This is a genomic window from Cupriavidus sp. 05T42 (assembly GCF_056396345.1).
Map to the genome: position 1 here is coordinate 98,525 of NZ_JBFTLH010000015.1, position 14,194 is coordinate 112,718.

General features: G+C 68.3%; 15 protein-coding genes. 7 read left to right on the forward strand and 8 right to left on the reverse strand.

Annotation, left to right across the window (positions count from 1 at the left end; all coding sequences use genetic code 11):
* Window positions 1-97 precede the first annotated feature (97 nt).
* From AC1EJR_RS19890 to AC1EJR_RS19900, 3 genes are read right to left on the reverse strand one after another with little or no spacing between them, the layout of a single operon-like run.
* Window positions 98-739, reverse strand: a complete 642-nt coding sequence (locus tag AC1EJR_RS19890) for a bifunctional 4-hydroxy-2-oxoglutarate aldolase/2-dehydro-3-deoxy-phosphogluconate aldolase (RefSeq protein ID WP_092296701.1) — start codon at window positions 737-739, stop codon at window positions 98-100.
* A 58-nt stretch (window positions 740-797) separates the two neighbouring features.
* The gene (locus AC1EJR_RS19895; RefSeq protein ID WP_441593269.1) at window positions 798-1,733 is read right to left on the reverse strand and encodes a sugar kinase; all 936 of its coding nucleotides are present in this window, start codon (window positions 1,731-1,733) and stop codon (window positions 798-800) included.
* Between the two features lie 15 nt (window positions 1,734-1,748).
* Window positions 1,749-3,029 carry an amino acid deaminase gene (locus tag AC1EJR_RS19900; protein WP_477113482.1) on the reverse strand — a complete coding sequence of 427 codons (1,281 nt, stop codon included), beginning with the start codon at window positions 3,027-3,029 and terminating at the stop codon, window positions 1,749-1,751.
* A 126-nt stretch (window positions 3,030-3,155) separates the two neighbouring features.
* On the opposite strand from AC1EJR_RS19900, the gene AC1EJR_RS19905 reads away from it, so the two are divergent.
* The 7 genes from AC1EJR_RS19905 (at window position 3,156) to AC1EJR_RS19935 (ending at window position 10,438) form a co-directional block, all read left to right on the forward strand.
* Complete coding sequence (locus AC1EJR_RS19905) at window positions 3,156-4,058, forward strand: MurR/RpiR family transcriptional regulator (protein WP_477147446.1); 903 nt, start codon at window positions 3,156-3,158, stop codon at window positions 4,056-4,058.
* A 2-nt stretch (window positions 4,059-4,060) separates the two neighbouring features.
* The gene (locus AC1EJR_RS19910) at window positions 4,061-5,524 is read left to right on the forward strand and encodes an N-acyl-D-amino-acid deacylase family protein (RefSeq protein ID WP_477147447.1); all 1,464 of its coding nucleotides are present in this window, start codon (window positions 4,061-4,063) and stop codon (window positions 5,522-5,524) included.
* A 32-nt stretch (window positions 5,525-5,556) separates the two neighbouring features.
* On the forward strand, window positions 5,557-5,949 hold the full coding sequence (locus AC1EJR_RS19915) for a RidA family protein (protein ID WP_092296716.1): 393 nt from the start codon (window positions 5,557-5,559) through the stop codon (window positions 5,947-5,949).
* A 116-nt stretch (window positions 5,950-6,065) separates the two neighbouring features.
* Window positions 6,066-7,427: a GntP family permease gene (locus AC1EJR_RS19920; protein ID WP_477147448.1), complete on the forward strand. Its 1,362-nt coding sequence runs from the start codon at window positions 6,066-6,068 to the stop codon at window positions 7,425-7,427.
* A gap of 126 nt (window positions 7,428-7,553) precedes the next feature.
* A complete protein-coding gene (locus AC1EJR_RS19925) occupies window positions 7,554-8,735 on the forward strand; it encodes an ABC transporter substrate-binding protein (protein WP_092296722.1) in 1,182 nt (393 codons plus the stop codon).
* A gap of 186 nt (window positions 8,736-8,921) precedes the next feature.
* Complete coding sequence (locus tag AC1EJR_RS19930; protein WP_477147449.1) at window positions 8,922-10,121, forward strand: PQQ-dependent sugar dehydrogenase; 1,200 nt, start codon at window positions 8,922-8,924, stop codon at window positions 10,119-10,121.
* Entirely contained in the window at window positions 10,118-10,438 is a 321-nt protein-coding gene (locus tag AC1EJR_RS19935; protein WP_441644983.1) for a c-type cytochrome, read from the forward strand. Before AC1EJR_RS19930 ends, AC1EJR_RS19935 begins: the two co-directional genes overlap by 4 nt.
* On the opposite strand, the gene AC1EJR_RS19940 is transcribed toward AC1EJR_RS19935, so the two are convergent.
* From AC1EJR_RS19940 to AC1EJR_RS19960, 5 genes are all read right to left on the reverse strand, one after another.
* Window positions 10,417-10,704: a hypothetical protein gene (locus tag AC1EJR_RS19940; protein ID WP_143093916.1), complete on the reverse strand. Its 288-nt coding sequence runs from the start codon at window positions 10,702-10,704 to the stop codon at window positions 10,417-10,419. The genes AC1EJR_RS19935 and AC1EJR_RS19940 overlap by 22 nt on opposite strands.
* A 126-nt stretch (window positions 10,705-10,830) precedes the next feature.
* Window positions 10,831-11,535: an ABC transporter ATP-binding protein gene (locus AC1EJR_RS19945; RefSeq protein ID WP_477113481.1), complete on the reverse strand. Its 705-nt coding sequence runs from the start codon at window positions 11,533-11,535 to the stop codon at window positions 10,831-10,833.
* Window positions 11,528-12,280: an ABC transporter ATP-binding protein gene (locus tag AC1EJR_RS19950; RefSeq protein ID WP_092296737.1), complete on the reverse strand. Its 753-nt coding sequence runs from the start codon at window positions 12,278-12,280 to the stop codon at window positions 11,528-11,530. The genes AC1EJR_RS19945 and AC1EJR_RS19950 overlap by 8 nt, the downstream gene beginning before the upstream one ends.
* Entirely contained in the window at window positions 12,277-13,299 is a 1,023-nt protein-coding gene (locus AC1EJR_RS19955; RefSeq protein WP_477147450.1) for a branched-chain amino acid ABC transporter permease, read from the reverse strand. Before AC1EJR_RS19955 ends, AC1EJR_RS19950 begins: the two co-directional genes overlap by 4 nt.
* Window positions 13,296-14,159 carry a branched-chain amino acid ABC transporter permease gene (locus AC1EJR_RS19960; RefSeq protein ID WP_177219959.1) on the reverse strand — a complete coding sequence of 288 codons (864 nt, stop codon included), beginning with the start codon at window positions 14,157-14,159 and terminating at the stop codon, window positions 13,296-13,298. Before AC1EJR_RS19960 ends, AC1EJR_RS19955 begins: the two co-directional genes overlap by 4 nt.
* Window positions 14,160-14,194 lie beyond the last annotated feature (35 nt).

A 14,194-nucleotide genomic window follows, 5' to 3' on the forward strand; every position in this document is an offset into this window, starting at 1 on the left:
GCCGTAGCGGGCGCTCCGAGGACTAAAAAAGCCGACCGGGAATGAATTCCCGGTCGGCTTTGTAGTTTTTACTCCCCGCTTTCCAGCGGTCGGGCGATCAGCCCTTGCAGAGCCGTGCGGCTTCCTCGGCCAGCTTGCGGATGCGGCCCCAGTCCTTGGCGGCCACGGCGTCCTTGGGCACGACCCACGAGCCGCCCACGCACACCACGTTCGGCAGCGCCAGGTAGTGCTGGGCCTTGATGAGGTCGATCCCGCCGGTCGGGCAGAACTTGAGCTGCGCCAGCGGCCCGTACAGCGACTTCAGCATCGGCACGCCGCCGGCTGCCTCGGCCGGGAAGAACTTCAGGAAGGTGAAGCCGGATTCCAGCGCCGCCATGGCCTCGCTGGCAGTCGCTACGCCCGGCAACAGCGTGATGCCCGCGCCTTGCGCGCCATCGGCCAGCTTGCGCGTCAGGCCGGGCGAGACCGCGAACTGGGCGCCGGCGTCGCGTACGGCGTGAAGCTGTTCCACGGTCAGCACCGTGCCGGCACCCACCACGGCCTGCGGCAGCGCCTTGGCCACGGCCTGGATGGCCTCCAGGGCGACCGGCGTGCGCAGCGTGATCTCCAGCAGCGGCAGGCCGCCGGCGACGAGCGCCTCGCTGACGTGCAGCGCGTCGTCCACCGAGTGGTATTCCAGCACCGGAATCACCGGCACATTGACGAGTCGTTCTAGCAGCGGGGAAGGTTGATTTGGCATGACAGTCCCGATGTTGGGTGGCAAATATGGGGGGCGAAGCACGCCCGTCTGATTCCAGTCAGGCAATCACCGACACGGATTGTTCCAGGCGCGCCTGCACGGTATCGGCGCGCGGGATCGGCGCGACCGCGCCGTAGCCCGTAGTGGACAGCGCAGCCGCCACGTTGGCGTAGCGCGCGGCATCGAACGGATCCGCGCCCGCAGCCAGCCGGGCGATGAAGCTCCCGCCGAAGCAATCGCCCGCGCCGGTGGCGTCGAGCGGCCGCACCGGGTACGGCGGCACCAGCGAGCGCGCCTCGGGCGTGGCCACGTAGCTGCCCTCCTCGCCCAGCTTCAGCGCCACCAGCCCGATGCCGCAGCCGAGCAGGTAATCGACGATGGCATCGCGGTCGTCCAGCCCCGTGAGCACGGTAATGTCGTCCCAGCTCGGCAGGCAGACGTCGGTCAGCGAAAACGCCTCGCGCATGATGCCGCGCGCGCGGGCCAGCGACCACAGCCGCAGCCGCAGGTTGGTATCGAGCGACACCTGCGTGCCGCCCTTGCGCGCGTGCTCCATCGCGGCCAGCCCGGCGTCGCAGGCGCTGGTGCTGATGGCCAGGCTGATGCCGGACAGGTGCAGGAAGCGCGCCTGGGCAATCGCCGCCAGCGGCAATTGGTCATGGTGATAGCGGCTCGCGGCCGAGCCCTCGCGCAGGTAGTCGAAACGATGGCCGTGGCTGTCGTGCGAGACGAAATAGACGCCCGTGGGCGCCGCCGCATTCACGCTGACGTGCCGCGTATCCACGCGCTCGGTAGTCCAGAGGGCCAGCAGGCGCTCGCCGAAGCTGTCGGCGCCCACCGCGCTGATGTAGCCGGTGGTGGCGCCCTGCCGCGCGGCGGCGATGCAGAAGTTCGAGGTATCGCCGCCAAAGCCCTGCAGGTAGCGGCTGGCGTCGTCGGGCTGCTGGTTGAATTCCACCAGCGGCTCGCCGTAGGCAAGAATGTCGATGCTCATGTCGCAGGGTCTCCCTCAGAAGAACGTCTGCACGATGTCGATGACGCGCAACTGGCCGTCCAGCACGGGGATGTGCCGCCACTTGTCGAACGTCAGGCAGGGATGCGAGATGTCGAAGGCAATCATATCCCCGACGCGCACATCGTCGCCAGCCTGAATCTGCAAATAGGCATGCTGGTCCATCATGCCGGTCACCTGCCAGTGCCCCGGGGTGTCCACCGGGGCGTCCGTGCCGGGCCGGTACAGGCGCGCGGGAATCGGCATGCCGGCGTCGAACGCGGCATCGCGCTTGCCCATGCCGATGATCGCGCGCGTCGGCTCGGGAATCGACTGCACATAGGCCCAGAGCTGCAGCGCGGGCAGCAGCCCCTCGCGCATCTGCTGCGCCACGGGGTTGTTGGCCAGGATGCGCGTCTGCGCGGCACGGTAGATGCCCACGTCGTGGGTCAGGTAGCAGCCGGGACGCAGCACGATGTCGATGGGGGCGCCGATGTCGGCCCGCGAGAACTCCTCGGCCACCACGTCATACCAGGCCGAGCCCGCGCCCGACATGACCACTGGGCTGCGGCTGAAGCGGCCTTCGGCGGCCAGCTGGCGCGTCACGGCCACAGTGCGCTGCAGGAAGGCGCGGATGTCGGCCTCCTGCTGGAGCACGCCTTCGTAGACTTCCACGCCGGCCAGCGCGAGCGCGTCGGGCCAGCGCGCCAACGCGTCCATCACGGCCTGCTGCTGGGCGGCGTCACGCACGCCAGTACGGCCACCCTCCACGCCCAGTTCCACCAATACTTGCAGCTTCTGGCCGCGCGCACGGAAAAACGCGCCGAGCTGATCGACGAGATCCGCTGAATCGACGAGCGAGAAGAATTCGAAGGAAGGATCGCGCAGCAGGTCCGCCACAATCTCCATATTGCGGCGGCCAACCAGCTGGTTGGCCATCAGCACGCGTTTCACACCATGCGCGGCGGCGGCTGCGGTCTGGTGCGCGGTGGCCAGGGTGATGCCCCAGGCACCCTCCTGCAACTGTCGCGCGAACAGCTTGGGCGCCATGGTGGTCTTGCCATGCGGCGCCAGCTGCACCCCGTATTCACCCATGAAGCGGCGCATCCATGTGAGGTTGTGCGCGAGACGTTCCTCATAGAGCACAGCTGCGGGCAGGCTCAGGTCCTCCGACAACAGGTTCCAGCCGACCTGGCTGGCGTTTGCGGGGGCCAGCGGGGTGTCCATCCGGCCCAGCGCCTTGTTCAGCGGATCGATGATTCCGGCTTGGTATTCACCCTGATACTTTGTCTCACGCATGCTGTCATCACCCCGCAAAAATTCTGATTGACGTAATCATAGCCTTGAAACTACGATATTTCATCCTTGTTATAAAGTAACATGCCTCGCCCGACAGCCCTGCCGGGGGACGCGCATCCGCCCGCCATGACCGCGCCTTTCGACATCCTGACCCGCATTGCCGAACGTGGCCCCGCGCTGCGTCTGGCCGAGCAGAAGGTCGCCCAGGTGATCCTGGAAGACCTGGCCGGCGCGGCGGCGGCCAGCATCAATGAACTGGCGCGCAAGGCGGCGGTGAGCGAGGCCAGTGTCACGCGCTTCGCCAAGGCCATCGGCTGCCGCGATGTGCGCGACCTGAAGCTGCGGCTGGCCCAGGCCACCGCCGTAGGCTCGCGCTTCCTGCAGCCGGTGCCGCTGGCGGAGCCCGGGGCGCCCGCCTCGCTGGCAGAAAGCATTCACGCCGATGTCATCAACACGCTGGAGGTCAATCGCAAGCTGATCGACCCGGAACGCATCGGCATTGCCGCGCGGCTGTTGCTGGACGCGCGCATGGTCTACGCTTTTGGCATGGGTGGCGGCTCGACGTTCATGGCCGACGAGGCGCGCTACCGGCTGGCGCGGCTCGGCCACCCCGTGGCCTCGTATCAGGACGCGGTCCTCCAGAAGATGGTGGCGGCCACGCTGACGCGCGACGACGTGGTCCTGGCGTTCTCGGCGAGCGGCAACATGCCCGAGATGCTGGCCAGTTGCGACATCGCGCGCGAGTACGGCGCCCGGCTGATCGCTGTGACGGCGCTCGGTTCGCCGCTGGCGGCGCGTGCCGATGTGCTGCTGCCCGTGCGCTCGCTGGAGACGGATTTCATCTTCAAGCCATCGGCCTCGCGCTACGCAATGCTGCTGGTGCTCGACGTGCTCGCCACGCGCCTGGCCCTGCTGACGCAGGAACAGAGTGCCKAGAAGCTGCGCCGCCTCAAATACGTGCTCGACGCCCACCGCGGCGTGAGCCAGGACAGCGACGGGCCGKACAGCCGCCAGCCGCTGGGAGACTGACCATGCCACACCTGTTCGACACCCTGATCCGCCTCGTGAGCCTGATCGACGGCTCGGGCGCCGCGCCCCGGCTGGCCGACGTGGGCATCCGCGACGGCCGCATCACGCGCATCGACGCCCCCGGCGCCATCGACCCGGACACCGCCTCCCACGTGGTGGAAGGCCACGGGATGGTGCTCTCGCCCGGCTTTATCGACGTCCACACGCACGACGACACCAACGTAGTCCGCCAGCCCGAGATGACGCCGAAGATCTCGCAGGGCGTGACGACGGTGATCGTCGGCAACTGCGGCATCAGCGCGGCGCCGGTCACGCTGGCGGGTGAGCCGCCCGATCCGATGAACCTGCTGGGCCGCGCCGAGGCGTTTCGCTACCCGAGCTTCCAGGCCTATGTCGAGGCCGTCAACGCGGCGCAGCCGGCCGTCAATGTGGCCGCGCTGGTCGGCCACACGGCCCTGCGCAGCAACCATATGGACCGGCTCGACCGCGCCGCCACCCCCGACGAGACCGCCGCGATGCGCGCGCAGTTGGAGGAAGCCCTGACCCACGGCGCCCTGKGCCTCTCCACCGGGCTGGCCTACGCCAACGCCTTCTGCGCGCCGACCGAGGAAGTCCTCGCCCTGGCGGAGCCGCTCGCGGACGCCGGCGCGCTCTACGCCACCCACCTGCGCAGCGAGTTCGCCGAGATCCTCGACGCCATGGACGAAGCCTTCCGCATCGGCCGCCATGCGCGCGTGCCGGTGGTMATCTCGCACCTGAAATGCGCCGGCGTGCCCAACTGGGGCCGCAGCGGCGAGGTGCTGGACGCGCTGGAAGGCGCCCAGCGCTGGCAGCCGGTGGGCTGCGACTGCTATCCGTACACGGCCAGCTCGTCCACGCTCGACCTCAAGCAGGTGACCAGCGATTTCGACATCCAGGTCACGTGGTCGGAGTCGCACCCGGCCATGGGCGGCCGCCTGCTGGCCGACATCGCCGCCGAGTGGAATGTCGATCTGGAGGAAGCCGCGCGGCGACTGCAACCGGCCGGCGCGGTCTACCACTGCATGGAAGATGCCGATGTGGACCGCATCCTGCGCCATCCGGCCACGGTGGTCGGCTCCGACGGCCTGCCCAATGACCCGCTGCCGCACCCGCGTCTCTGGGGCGCGTTTCCGCGCGTGCTGGGCCACTACGCGCGCGACCGCGAGCTATTTCCGCTGAGCGTGGCCGTCAACAAGATGACCGGCCTCTCCGCCGAGCGCTTCGGGCTGACCGGGCGCGGCTTCGTGCGCGAAGGCTACTGGGCCGACCTGGTCCTGTTCGACGCCGCCACGATCCGGGACGCCGCCAGCTTCACCGACCCCATGCAGCCCGCCGAGGGCATCGCGGCGGTCTGGGTCAACGGCGAGCTGTCGTGGCAGCAGCGCGAGGCCACCGGCGTGCGCGCCGGCCGCTTCCTGCCGCGCGGCCCCCGCGCCACGGCCTGACCCCTTTCATCATTCAGTAAACAGGAGTTTTCATGGACATCAAGCGTTTCGGCGTGGAAGGCGGCACGGGCCAGGGCGGTTCGCACATGCCGTTCGCCCGCGCGGTAGCCGCCGACGGCTGGCTMTACGTATCCGGCCAGGTGCCGATGGTGGGCGGCGAGGTGATCGACGGCGGCATCGTGGCGCAGAGCCACCAGGCCATCAAGAACGTGCTRGCGATCCTGGCCGAGGCCGGCTACGGCCCCGAGCACGTGGTGCGCTGCGGCGTCTGGCTGGACGACGCCCGCGACTTCACCTCGTTCAACAAGATCTTCAAGGAATACTTCGGCGCCAACCCGCCGGCCCGCGCCTGCGTGCAGTCCAGCATGGTGGTGGACTGCAAGGTCGAAGTGGACTGCATTGCCTACAAGAAAACCGCGGCATAAGCCCGCACGGTGAGCCAACCGATTTATCAACCCGGCCGCTAAGCCCCACAGGAATAGCGGCCTTTTCATAGCGGAAGCGGACCGTCCTCCGGACGGCACCCGCGCAAGGAGACAATATGGGTGCCGTAACAGGAACCACACTCCTGGTTTATGCGCTGATCGCCGTGATCGCGCTGGTCATACTGATCGCCAGGTTCAAGCTCAACCCGTTCATCACGCTGGTGATAGTGTCCGTCGCGCTCGGCTTTGCCGTGGGCATGCCGATGGGCGACATCATCAAGTCGTTCGAGGCCGGCGTGGGCGGCACGCTGGGCCACATCGCGCTGGTGATCGGGCTGGGCACCATGCTCGGCAAGATGATGGCCGAGTCGGGCGGCGCCGAGCGCATCGCGCTGACGCTGATCGACTTCTTCGGCGAGAAGAACGTGCACTGGGCCATGGTGACCATCGCGTTCATCGTCGGCCTGCCGGTGTTCTTCGAGGTCGGCTTCGTGCTGCTGGTGCCGATCGCCTTCAACGTGGCCAAGCGCACCGGTACCTCGATGGTGCTGGTGGGCATTCCGATGGTGGCCGGCCTGTCCGTGGTGCACGGGCTGATCCCGCCCCACCCGGCTGCGCTGCTGGCCGTGACGGCCTATGGCGCCGACATCGGCAAGACCATCATGTACGCGCTGATCGTGGGCGTGCCCACGGCCGCCATCGCCGGCCCGCTGTTCGCCAAGCTGATGGACCGCTACGTGAAGCTGCCCGATGTGAACCCGCTGGCCGCGCAGTTCACCGAGGAAGACGAGGGCGTCAAGGCCACGCACGCCCTGCCGAGCTTCGGCATCACGGTGTTCACCATCCTGCTGCMGGTGATGCTGATGCTGATCGGTAGCTGGGCCGACCTGTTCACCACGCCGAAGACCTTCGCCAACGACTTCCTGAAGCTGATCGGCAACTCGGTGATGGCGCTGCTGATCGCCGCACTGGTGAGCTTCTACACCTTCGGCAAGGCACGCGGCTTCAGCCGCGAGATGATCCTGAAGTTCACCAACGAGTGCGTGGCCCCCACGGCCATCATCACGCTGGTGGTGGGCGCCGGCGGCGGCTTTGGCCGCATCCTGCGCGACTCGGGCATCTCCACGTCCATCGTGGACGTGGCGACCAGCGCCCACGTGTCCGTGCTGGTGCTGGGCTGGCTGGTGGCGGTGATGATCCGTATCGCCACGGGCTCGGCCACGGTGGCCATGACCACGGCCGCCGGCATCGTCGCCCCGATCGCCGCCAGCGTGCCGGGCACCCGCCCGGAACTGCTGGTGCTCTCCACKGGCGCCGGATCGCTGATCCTCTCGCACGTGAACGACGGCGGCTTCTGGCTGGTGAAGGAGTACTTCAACATGTCCGTGGCGCAGACGTTCAAGACCTGGTCGGTCTGCGAAACCATCATCTCGGTGGTGGCGCTGGGCCTGACGCTGGCCCTGGCAACGGTGGTCTGAGCCTTKGTTTTCCCCCTCTCCCGCCTGCGGGAGGGGGAGCGAAACACGGGATTGCGCACAGCCGCCCTCCCCCCTACACTCCCGTTCGATGCGGTCGCCTAGTACCGCACTTTTCGGGAGACTTCGATGACCTTCACCCCGCTGCGGCGCGCCGTCCTGGCGTGCGGCGCCCTCGCCGTCCTGGCATTCCCCGCTTCCAGCTTTGCGGCCGATCCGGTCAAGATCGGGCTGATCGCCCCGTTCTCGGGCAGCTTTGCCGACTACGGCAAGCAGATGGAAGGCGGCGTCAAGGCCTGGCAGAAGCTCCACGGCGACACCGTGGGCGGCCGCAAGATCGAAGTCATCCTCAAGGACACCACCGGCCCGGTGCCGGACGTGGCCAAGCGCCTGGCCCAGGAACTGGTGGTGCGCGACAAGGTGGACATCCTGGCCGGCTTCGGCCTCACGCCCGAGGCGCTGGCCGTGGCGCCCATCGCCGAGCAGGCGAAAAAGCCGATGGTGATCTTCAACGCGGCCTCCTCCGTCATCACCACCAAGTCGAACTACATCGCACGGGTGTCGATGACGCTGCCGCAGATCTCGGCGCCGATGGCGACCTGGGCGGTGCGCAACAACATCCGCAAGGTGGTCACGCTGGTGGCGGACTACGCGCCCGGCATCGACGCCGAAACCGCGTTCAAGACCAACTTCCTGGGCGGCGGCGGGCAGATTATCGAGTCGATCCGCGTGCCGCTGCGCAACCCCGAGTTCGCGCCCTTCATCCAGCGCATCAAGGACGCCAAGCCGGAGGCCGTGTTCCTGTTCCTGCCCGCCGGCGAGCAAGGCGTGGCCTTCATGAAGGGCTTCCGGGAGCGCGGCCTGGCCGCCGCCGGCATCCGCGTGATTGCCACGGGCGACCTGACCGACGACCACGTGCTGCCGGCCATGGGCGACGCCACGCTGGGCGTGATCACCTCGTTCCACTACTCCGCCGCCCATGATTCGAAGGAAAACAAGGCGTTCCTGAAGGCGTTTGCCGAGGCCAACCCGGGCGCCGGCCGGCCCAACTTCATGGCCGTGGCCGCCTTCGACGGCATGGCCGCCATCTACGAAGCCCTGAAGAGAACCAACGGCGTCACGGACGGCGACAAGTTCCTGGCGGCGCTCAAGGGCATGAAGATCCAGAGCCCGCGCGGCGCCATCACCATCGACCCGGCCACGCGCGACGTGGTGCAGACGGTCTACATCCGCAAGGTGGAAAAGGTCAACGGGGAGCTCTACAACGTCGAGTTCGACAAATTCGACGGGGTGAAGGACTCCGGCAAGTAAGCCTGCCCGGCGGCGGCCGTCCTGAAAATCTTTTATTGCGTCGTCAAGAAAGTGCATCACGCGGGTTCCGATTCTTGACCTAAGCTGTTTGATGCACACAAGAAGAACTCCGGAGACGACAAAATKATCAGGACTGCCATATCCTCCGCGGCCGCCGCCGCGATGTTCCTGGCCCTGGCACCTKCCATGGCCGCCCCCGACAACCTCCAGAAGCTCCAGAGCTTCAAGCCGACCGGCACCGCCACGCCGGAAACCGTGCCACAGACCGGCACGCGCGCCGACGCCATCCGCGAGAACCTCAAGACKATCAAGCTGCCGCAGGGCTTCAAGATCGAGTTGTACGCGGTGGTGCCCGAAGCCCGCCACATGGCGGTGGAGCCGTCCACGGGCGTGGTCTTCGTCGGCACGCGCAAGACCAAGGTCTGGCAGGTGACGGACCGCAACAAGCGCCGCGTGGCGGACGACGTGGTGCAGTTCGCCAGTTCCGTCGCCTTCAAGGTGCCCAACGGCGTCTGTTTCTCCCCCGACGGCATCCTCTACGTGGCCGAGCAGAACCGCGTGCTGGCGTTCCCGGCCGCCCAGTTCTTCGGCGAGGGCGGCCCCGACGTGGCCGTCGGCGTGGTCGTGCCGCAGGGCAAGCTGGTCCCGACCGAGTTCGAGAGCTTCAACCACGGCGCGCGCGCCTGCCGCATCGGCCCGGACAAGAAGCTCTACGTGGCCCTCGGCCAGCCGTGGAACGTGCCGCCCAAGGACAAGCTGGCCACGCTCGACAAGAACGGCGTCGGCGGCATTATCCGGATCGACCAGGACGGCAAGAATCGTGAGGTCTATGCCCATGGCGTGCGTAACTCCGTGGGCCTGGACTTCAGCCCGGTCGACAAGATGCTCTGGTTCACCGACAACCAGGTGGACGGCATGGGCGACGACCAGCCCCCCGGCGAGCTGAACCGGGCCACCAAGGGCGGCCAGAACTTCGGCTTCCCGTGGTACGGCGGCGGCAAGGTCCGCACGGTCGAGTACAAGGACGCCAAGCCGCCAGCAGACGCCGTCTTCCCGGTGGTGGAGTACGCCGCCCACGCGGCCGACCTCGGCATGTCGTTMTATACCGGCAAGATGTTCCCGGCCAAGTACCAGAACGGCGTGTTCGCGGCCGAGCATGGCTCCTGGAACCGCACCAAGCCGATTGGCGCCCGCATCGTGTACACGCCGGTCAACGCCGACGGCTCGGTCGGCACCACCGAGGTCTTCGCCGAAGGCTGGCTGACGGCCAACGGCGAGTACATGGGCCGCCCGGTGGACGTGCAGCAGTTGCAGGACGGCTCGCTGCTGGTGTCCGACGACTACGCCGGGGCGATCTACCGCATCTCCTACGCGGGGGCCAAGTGACGCGACACGGTTCGCTGACAATCGCCGCCTGGCTGGAGATGGCAATGGCCGTGGCCGGGGCTCCTGCCCTGGCCGCAGACGCCCAGGCCGGCAAGGCCCGCGCACTGCAGTGCCAGGCCTGTCATGGCCTGGACGGCAAGTCGAAGCTGCCCGAGGCGCCGCACCTGGCCGGCCAGAACGAGACCTACCTCGTGAAGGCGCTCAAGGACTACAAGACCGGCGCGCGCAAGGACGAGATGATGAACCTGATGGCCAAACCGCTGACCGACAAGGACATCGCCAACCTCGCGGCGTTCTACAGCGGCTTGAAGCCGTGACCGGAGCGTTCCTTCGGCGGCGATAGCACCGAGATGGCTGACGCCGCCTCGCGCCGGATCAGCCGGATGATCAGCGCGGCGCCGGCGTTGCCGAAGTCCGGCGAGGCCGCGTTATCCAGCGCCGCCGACATCACCCCGAGCGCTTCCTGAATGCGCTCCAGTTGCCGCAGGGCCGGGGCCGACGGCGCCATCGGCCCGGGGAACCCCGGGGTGCCKAGCATGCCGGGTGTAATGGATGTCCGGGAAGACGGTTTCGGTTTGTGCATGGCGATCTCCTGCTGTCTGAGCGGATGATGTCGATCCATGCATTCTGGGAATGAAGCGCGCCCAGAGATATGAGACGTTTCTGAAAAGCAATCAGACTCGTCTTATGCCGTCACCTACGCCACCACCTACGCCGCCACGCTCACCAGCCGATCCAGCAGGGCACGATCCGCAAGCAGCCCGGCGCTCTCGCCGGCGTGCACCACGCGCCCCCGGTCGAGCACCATCGCGCGCTGCGTCATCGCCAGCGCCAGCCGGGCGTGCTGTTCCACCACGATCACCGCCATGCCGCTGTCCGCGATCAGCCCGGCAATCACTCGCCGCAGCTCCTGCACGATGATCGGCGCCAGCCCTTCCATCGGCTCATCGAGCAGCAGCAGTGAAGGATTGACCATCAGCGCGCGCGCCATCGCCAGCATCTGCTGTTCCCCGCCCGACAACCGGTTGCCGAGGTTCTTCCGGCGCTCCTCGAGCCTCGGAAAGACCTGAAAAACGCGGGGGATGTCCCACGGCCCGGGGCGTGCCACGGCGCTCAGGTGCTCCGCCACGGTCAGCGACGGAAACACCCAGCGCTCCTGCGGCACCCAGCCGATGCCACCTTGCGCGCGCCGGTGCGGCGGCACGCGGGCGAGGTCGCGCCCCTGCCAGTGCAGGCGCCCGCCGCGCAGCCGCGTGAAGCCCATCAGCGTAGCCAGCAGCGTGGTCTTGCCCACGCCGTTGCGGCCCAGCAGCGCCAGGCTGTCGCCGGCGGAGAGCGTCAGGTCGATGCCGTCCAGCACCAGCGCGTCGCCATAGCCCGCGCTGACGCCCTCCATCCGCAGCAGTTCAGTCATGGGCGGCCTCCCCCAGATACACCTCGCGCACACGCGGATCGGCGGCAATCTCGGCCGGCGTGCCCTCGGTCAACACGCGGCCCGCCACCAGCACCGTGATGCGCTCGGCGAAGCGGAACACCAGATCCATGTCGTGCTCGATAAAGACGATCGTGATGTCGCGCGGCAGCCCGGCGATGACCGCGAACAGCTCCGCGCTCTCGCCCGTGGGAATGCCGGCGGCGGGTTCGTCCAGCAGCAGGATCGACGGCCGCGTGGCCAGCGCCAGCGCCATCTCCAGCAGCCGCTGCTTGCCGTAGGGCAGCTGGCGGGTCTCGACGTCAGCATCGGCGTCCAGCCGCAGCATGGCCAGCACCGCCATGGCCTCATCGACGAGGGGCGTCTGGGAAGCCACCGTGCGCGCCCAGATGCGTGCGGCCCCGGTGCGCTCGGCCACCGCCAGCACGACGGATTCGAGCACCGTCAGCCCCGGGAACAGCGTGTTGATCTGGAACGTGCGCGTCATGCCGAGCCGCACGCGCGCATGTTGGGGCAGCGCCGTGATATCGCGGTCGCCCAGCCAGATCCGCCCTGCCGATGGCGGCAGCGCCCCGGTCAGCAGGTTGATGAAGGTGGTCTTGCCGGCGCCGTTCGGCCCGATCAGCGCGTGGCGCGCGCCCGGCGCGAAACTGAGCGAGATGTCGCTATTGGCGGCGAAGGCGCCCCAGGACTTGCCGAGCCCTGCCGTGCGGAGCGTGGCCGTCATGGTGCTTCCCCCCGGCCGCGCCGCAGCCGGCCCGCAATGGCGCTGGCCGCGCCCATCACCCCACCCTTGGCGAACAGCACCATCAGCACCAGCAGCAGGCCGATCCAGAACTGCCAGTAGACCGGGTTGATGCCCGCCAGCACGTCCTGCGCCATCATGAACAGCGCCGCGCCGACCAGCGCGCCGTAGAGCCGGCCCGTGCCGCCGAGCACCAGCATGACCAGCAGCTCGGCCGATCGCGGGAAGCCCAGCACATCGAGCCCGACGAACTGCGTGGTCTGGGCCAGCAGTCCGCCGGCCACCCCGGCCACCGCCGCCGACACCGCGAACACCGCCCCGAGCCGGCGCGGCACGTTGGCGCCCAGCGCCGGCATGCGCCGCACGCCCTCGCGCACGCCGCGCAGCGACAGCCCGAACGGCGACGCCACGATCCGGCGCACCGTCAAGAACAGCAGGAAGGTCACCACGAGGCTATATAGATAGGCCGTCTTGCCGAACAGGTCGAATTCGAACAGCCCGAGCACCTTGCCCATGGTCACGCCGGACAGCCCATCGACCCCGCCGGTCAGGAAAGCGGCCTTGTTGGCGGCCTCGAACAGCATCAGGCCGATGCCGAGCGTGACCATCAGCCGGGTCAGGTCGCCGCCGCGCACCACCAGGAAGCTGCACAGCCAGCCCGCCAGCCCGGCCACGGCGCCGGCGGCCAGCAGGCCGGAAATCGGCTCGCCCCAGCCGTGCGCGCCCAGCAGGCCCGCCGTATAGGCGCCCAGCCCGAAGAAGGCCGCGTGGCCGAGCGAGACGATGCMGGCATAGCCGAGGATCAGGTCCAGCGACAGCGCGAACAGGCCGGTAATCAGGATCTGGCTGCCGAGGATCAGGTAGTCGGGCAGGAGAAAGAACACCGCCACCGGGGCGAGCCAGAAGACGATTTCGGCCGGATGCCAGCGGCCATCGGGCAGGCGGTGGCGCTGGGCCGCCGCCGGCTGGACGGCTTGATCGGTACGCAGGACGGATTTCATGCGCGCCTCCCGAACAGGCCGGCCGGGAAGGCCACCAGCAGCACGACCATCATCGCGTAGATCACGAACGCGCCCACCGCCGGCACGTAGTACTTGCCGGCTACGTCCGCCACGCCAAGCACGATCGCCGCGAGCAGCGAGCCGCGGATGGAGCCGGCGCCGCCCACGGCCACTACCAGCAGGAAATACACCATGTATTTGAGCGGGAAGGCGGGATCGAGCCCGAGCACGTCGATGCCCAGTCCGCCGCCAAGGCCGGCCAGCCCCGAGCCGAGCGCGAACGTCAGGCTGAACACCCGCTCCACGTTGATGCCGAGACCGCGCGCGGCCTGCTGGTGATCGACGGCAGCCCGTACCTGCGCCCCGAAGCGCGTGCGCGCCACCAGCCACCCCAGCGCCAGCGTGATCACCACCACCACACCGATCAGGAACAGCCGATAGGCGCCCAGGTCGATCCCGGCCACCTGCACCTGCCCGATCAGGAACTCGGGCAGCGCCACCGGCTGCTGGCCGGGGCCGAACAGCCACGTGGCGCCGGCCATCGCCATGAAGGTCAGGCCGATGGAAAACAGCACCTGGTCGAGGTGGCTGGCCCGGTACAGGCGCCGATAGAGCGTGCGCTCGAGCAGCCAGCCCACCGCCGCCGCGCCCAGGAAGGCCAGCGGCAGCGCCGCCAGGAACGGCACGCCGGCGCGGTTCATCAGCACCACGGCCACATAGCCGCCGAGCATGGCAAAGGCGCCATGGGCCAGGTTGACGAAGTTCATCAGCCCCATGGTCACGGACAGGCCAATGCTGATCAGGAACAGCAGGCTGCCGTACGCCAGGCCGTCGAACAGCACGCCAAGGAAACTCGCGATCACCGGGGTCGTCCTCCGTTTTCAGGGTTGCCGCC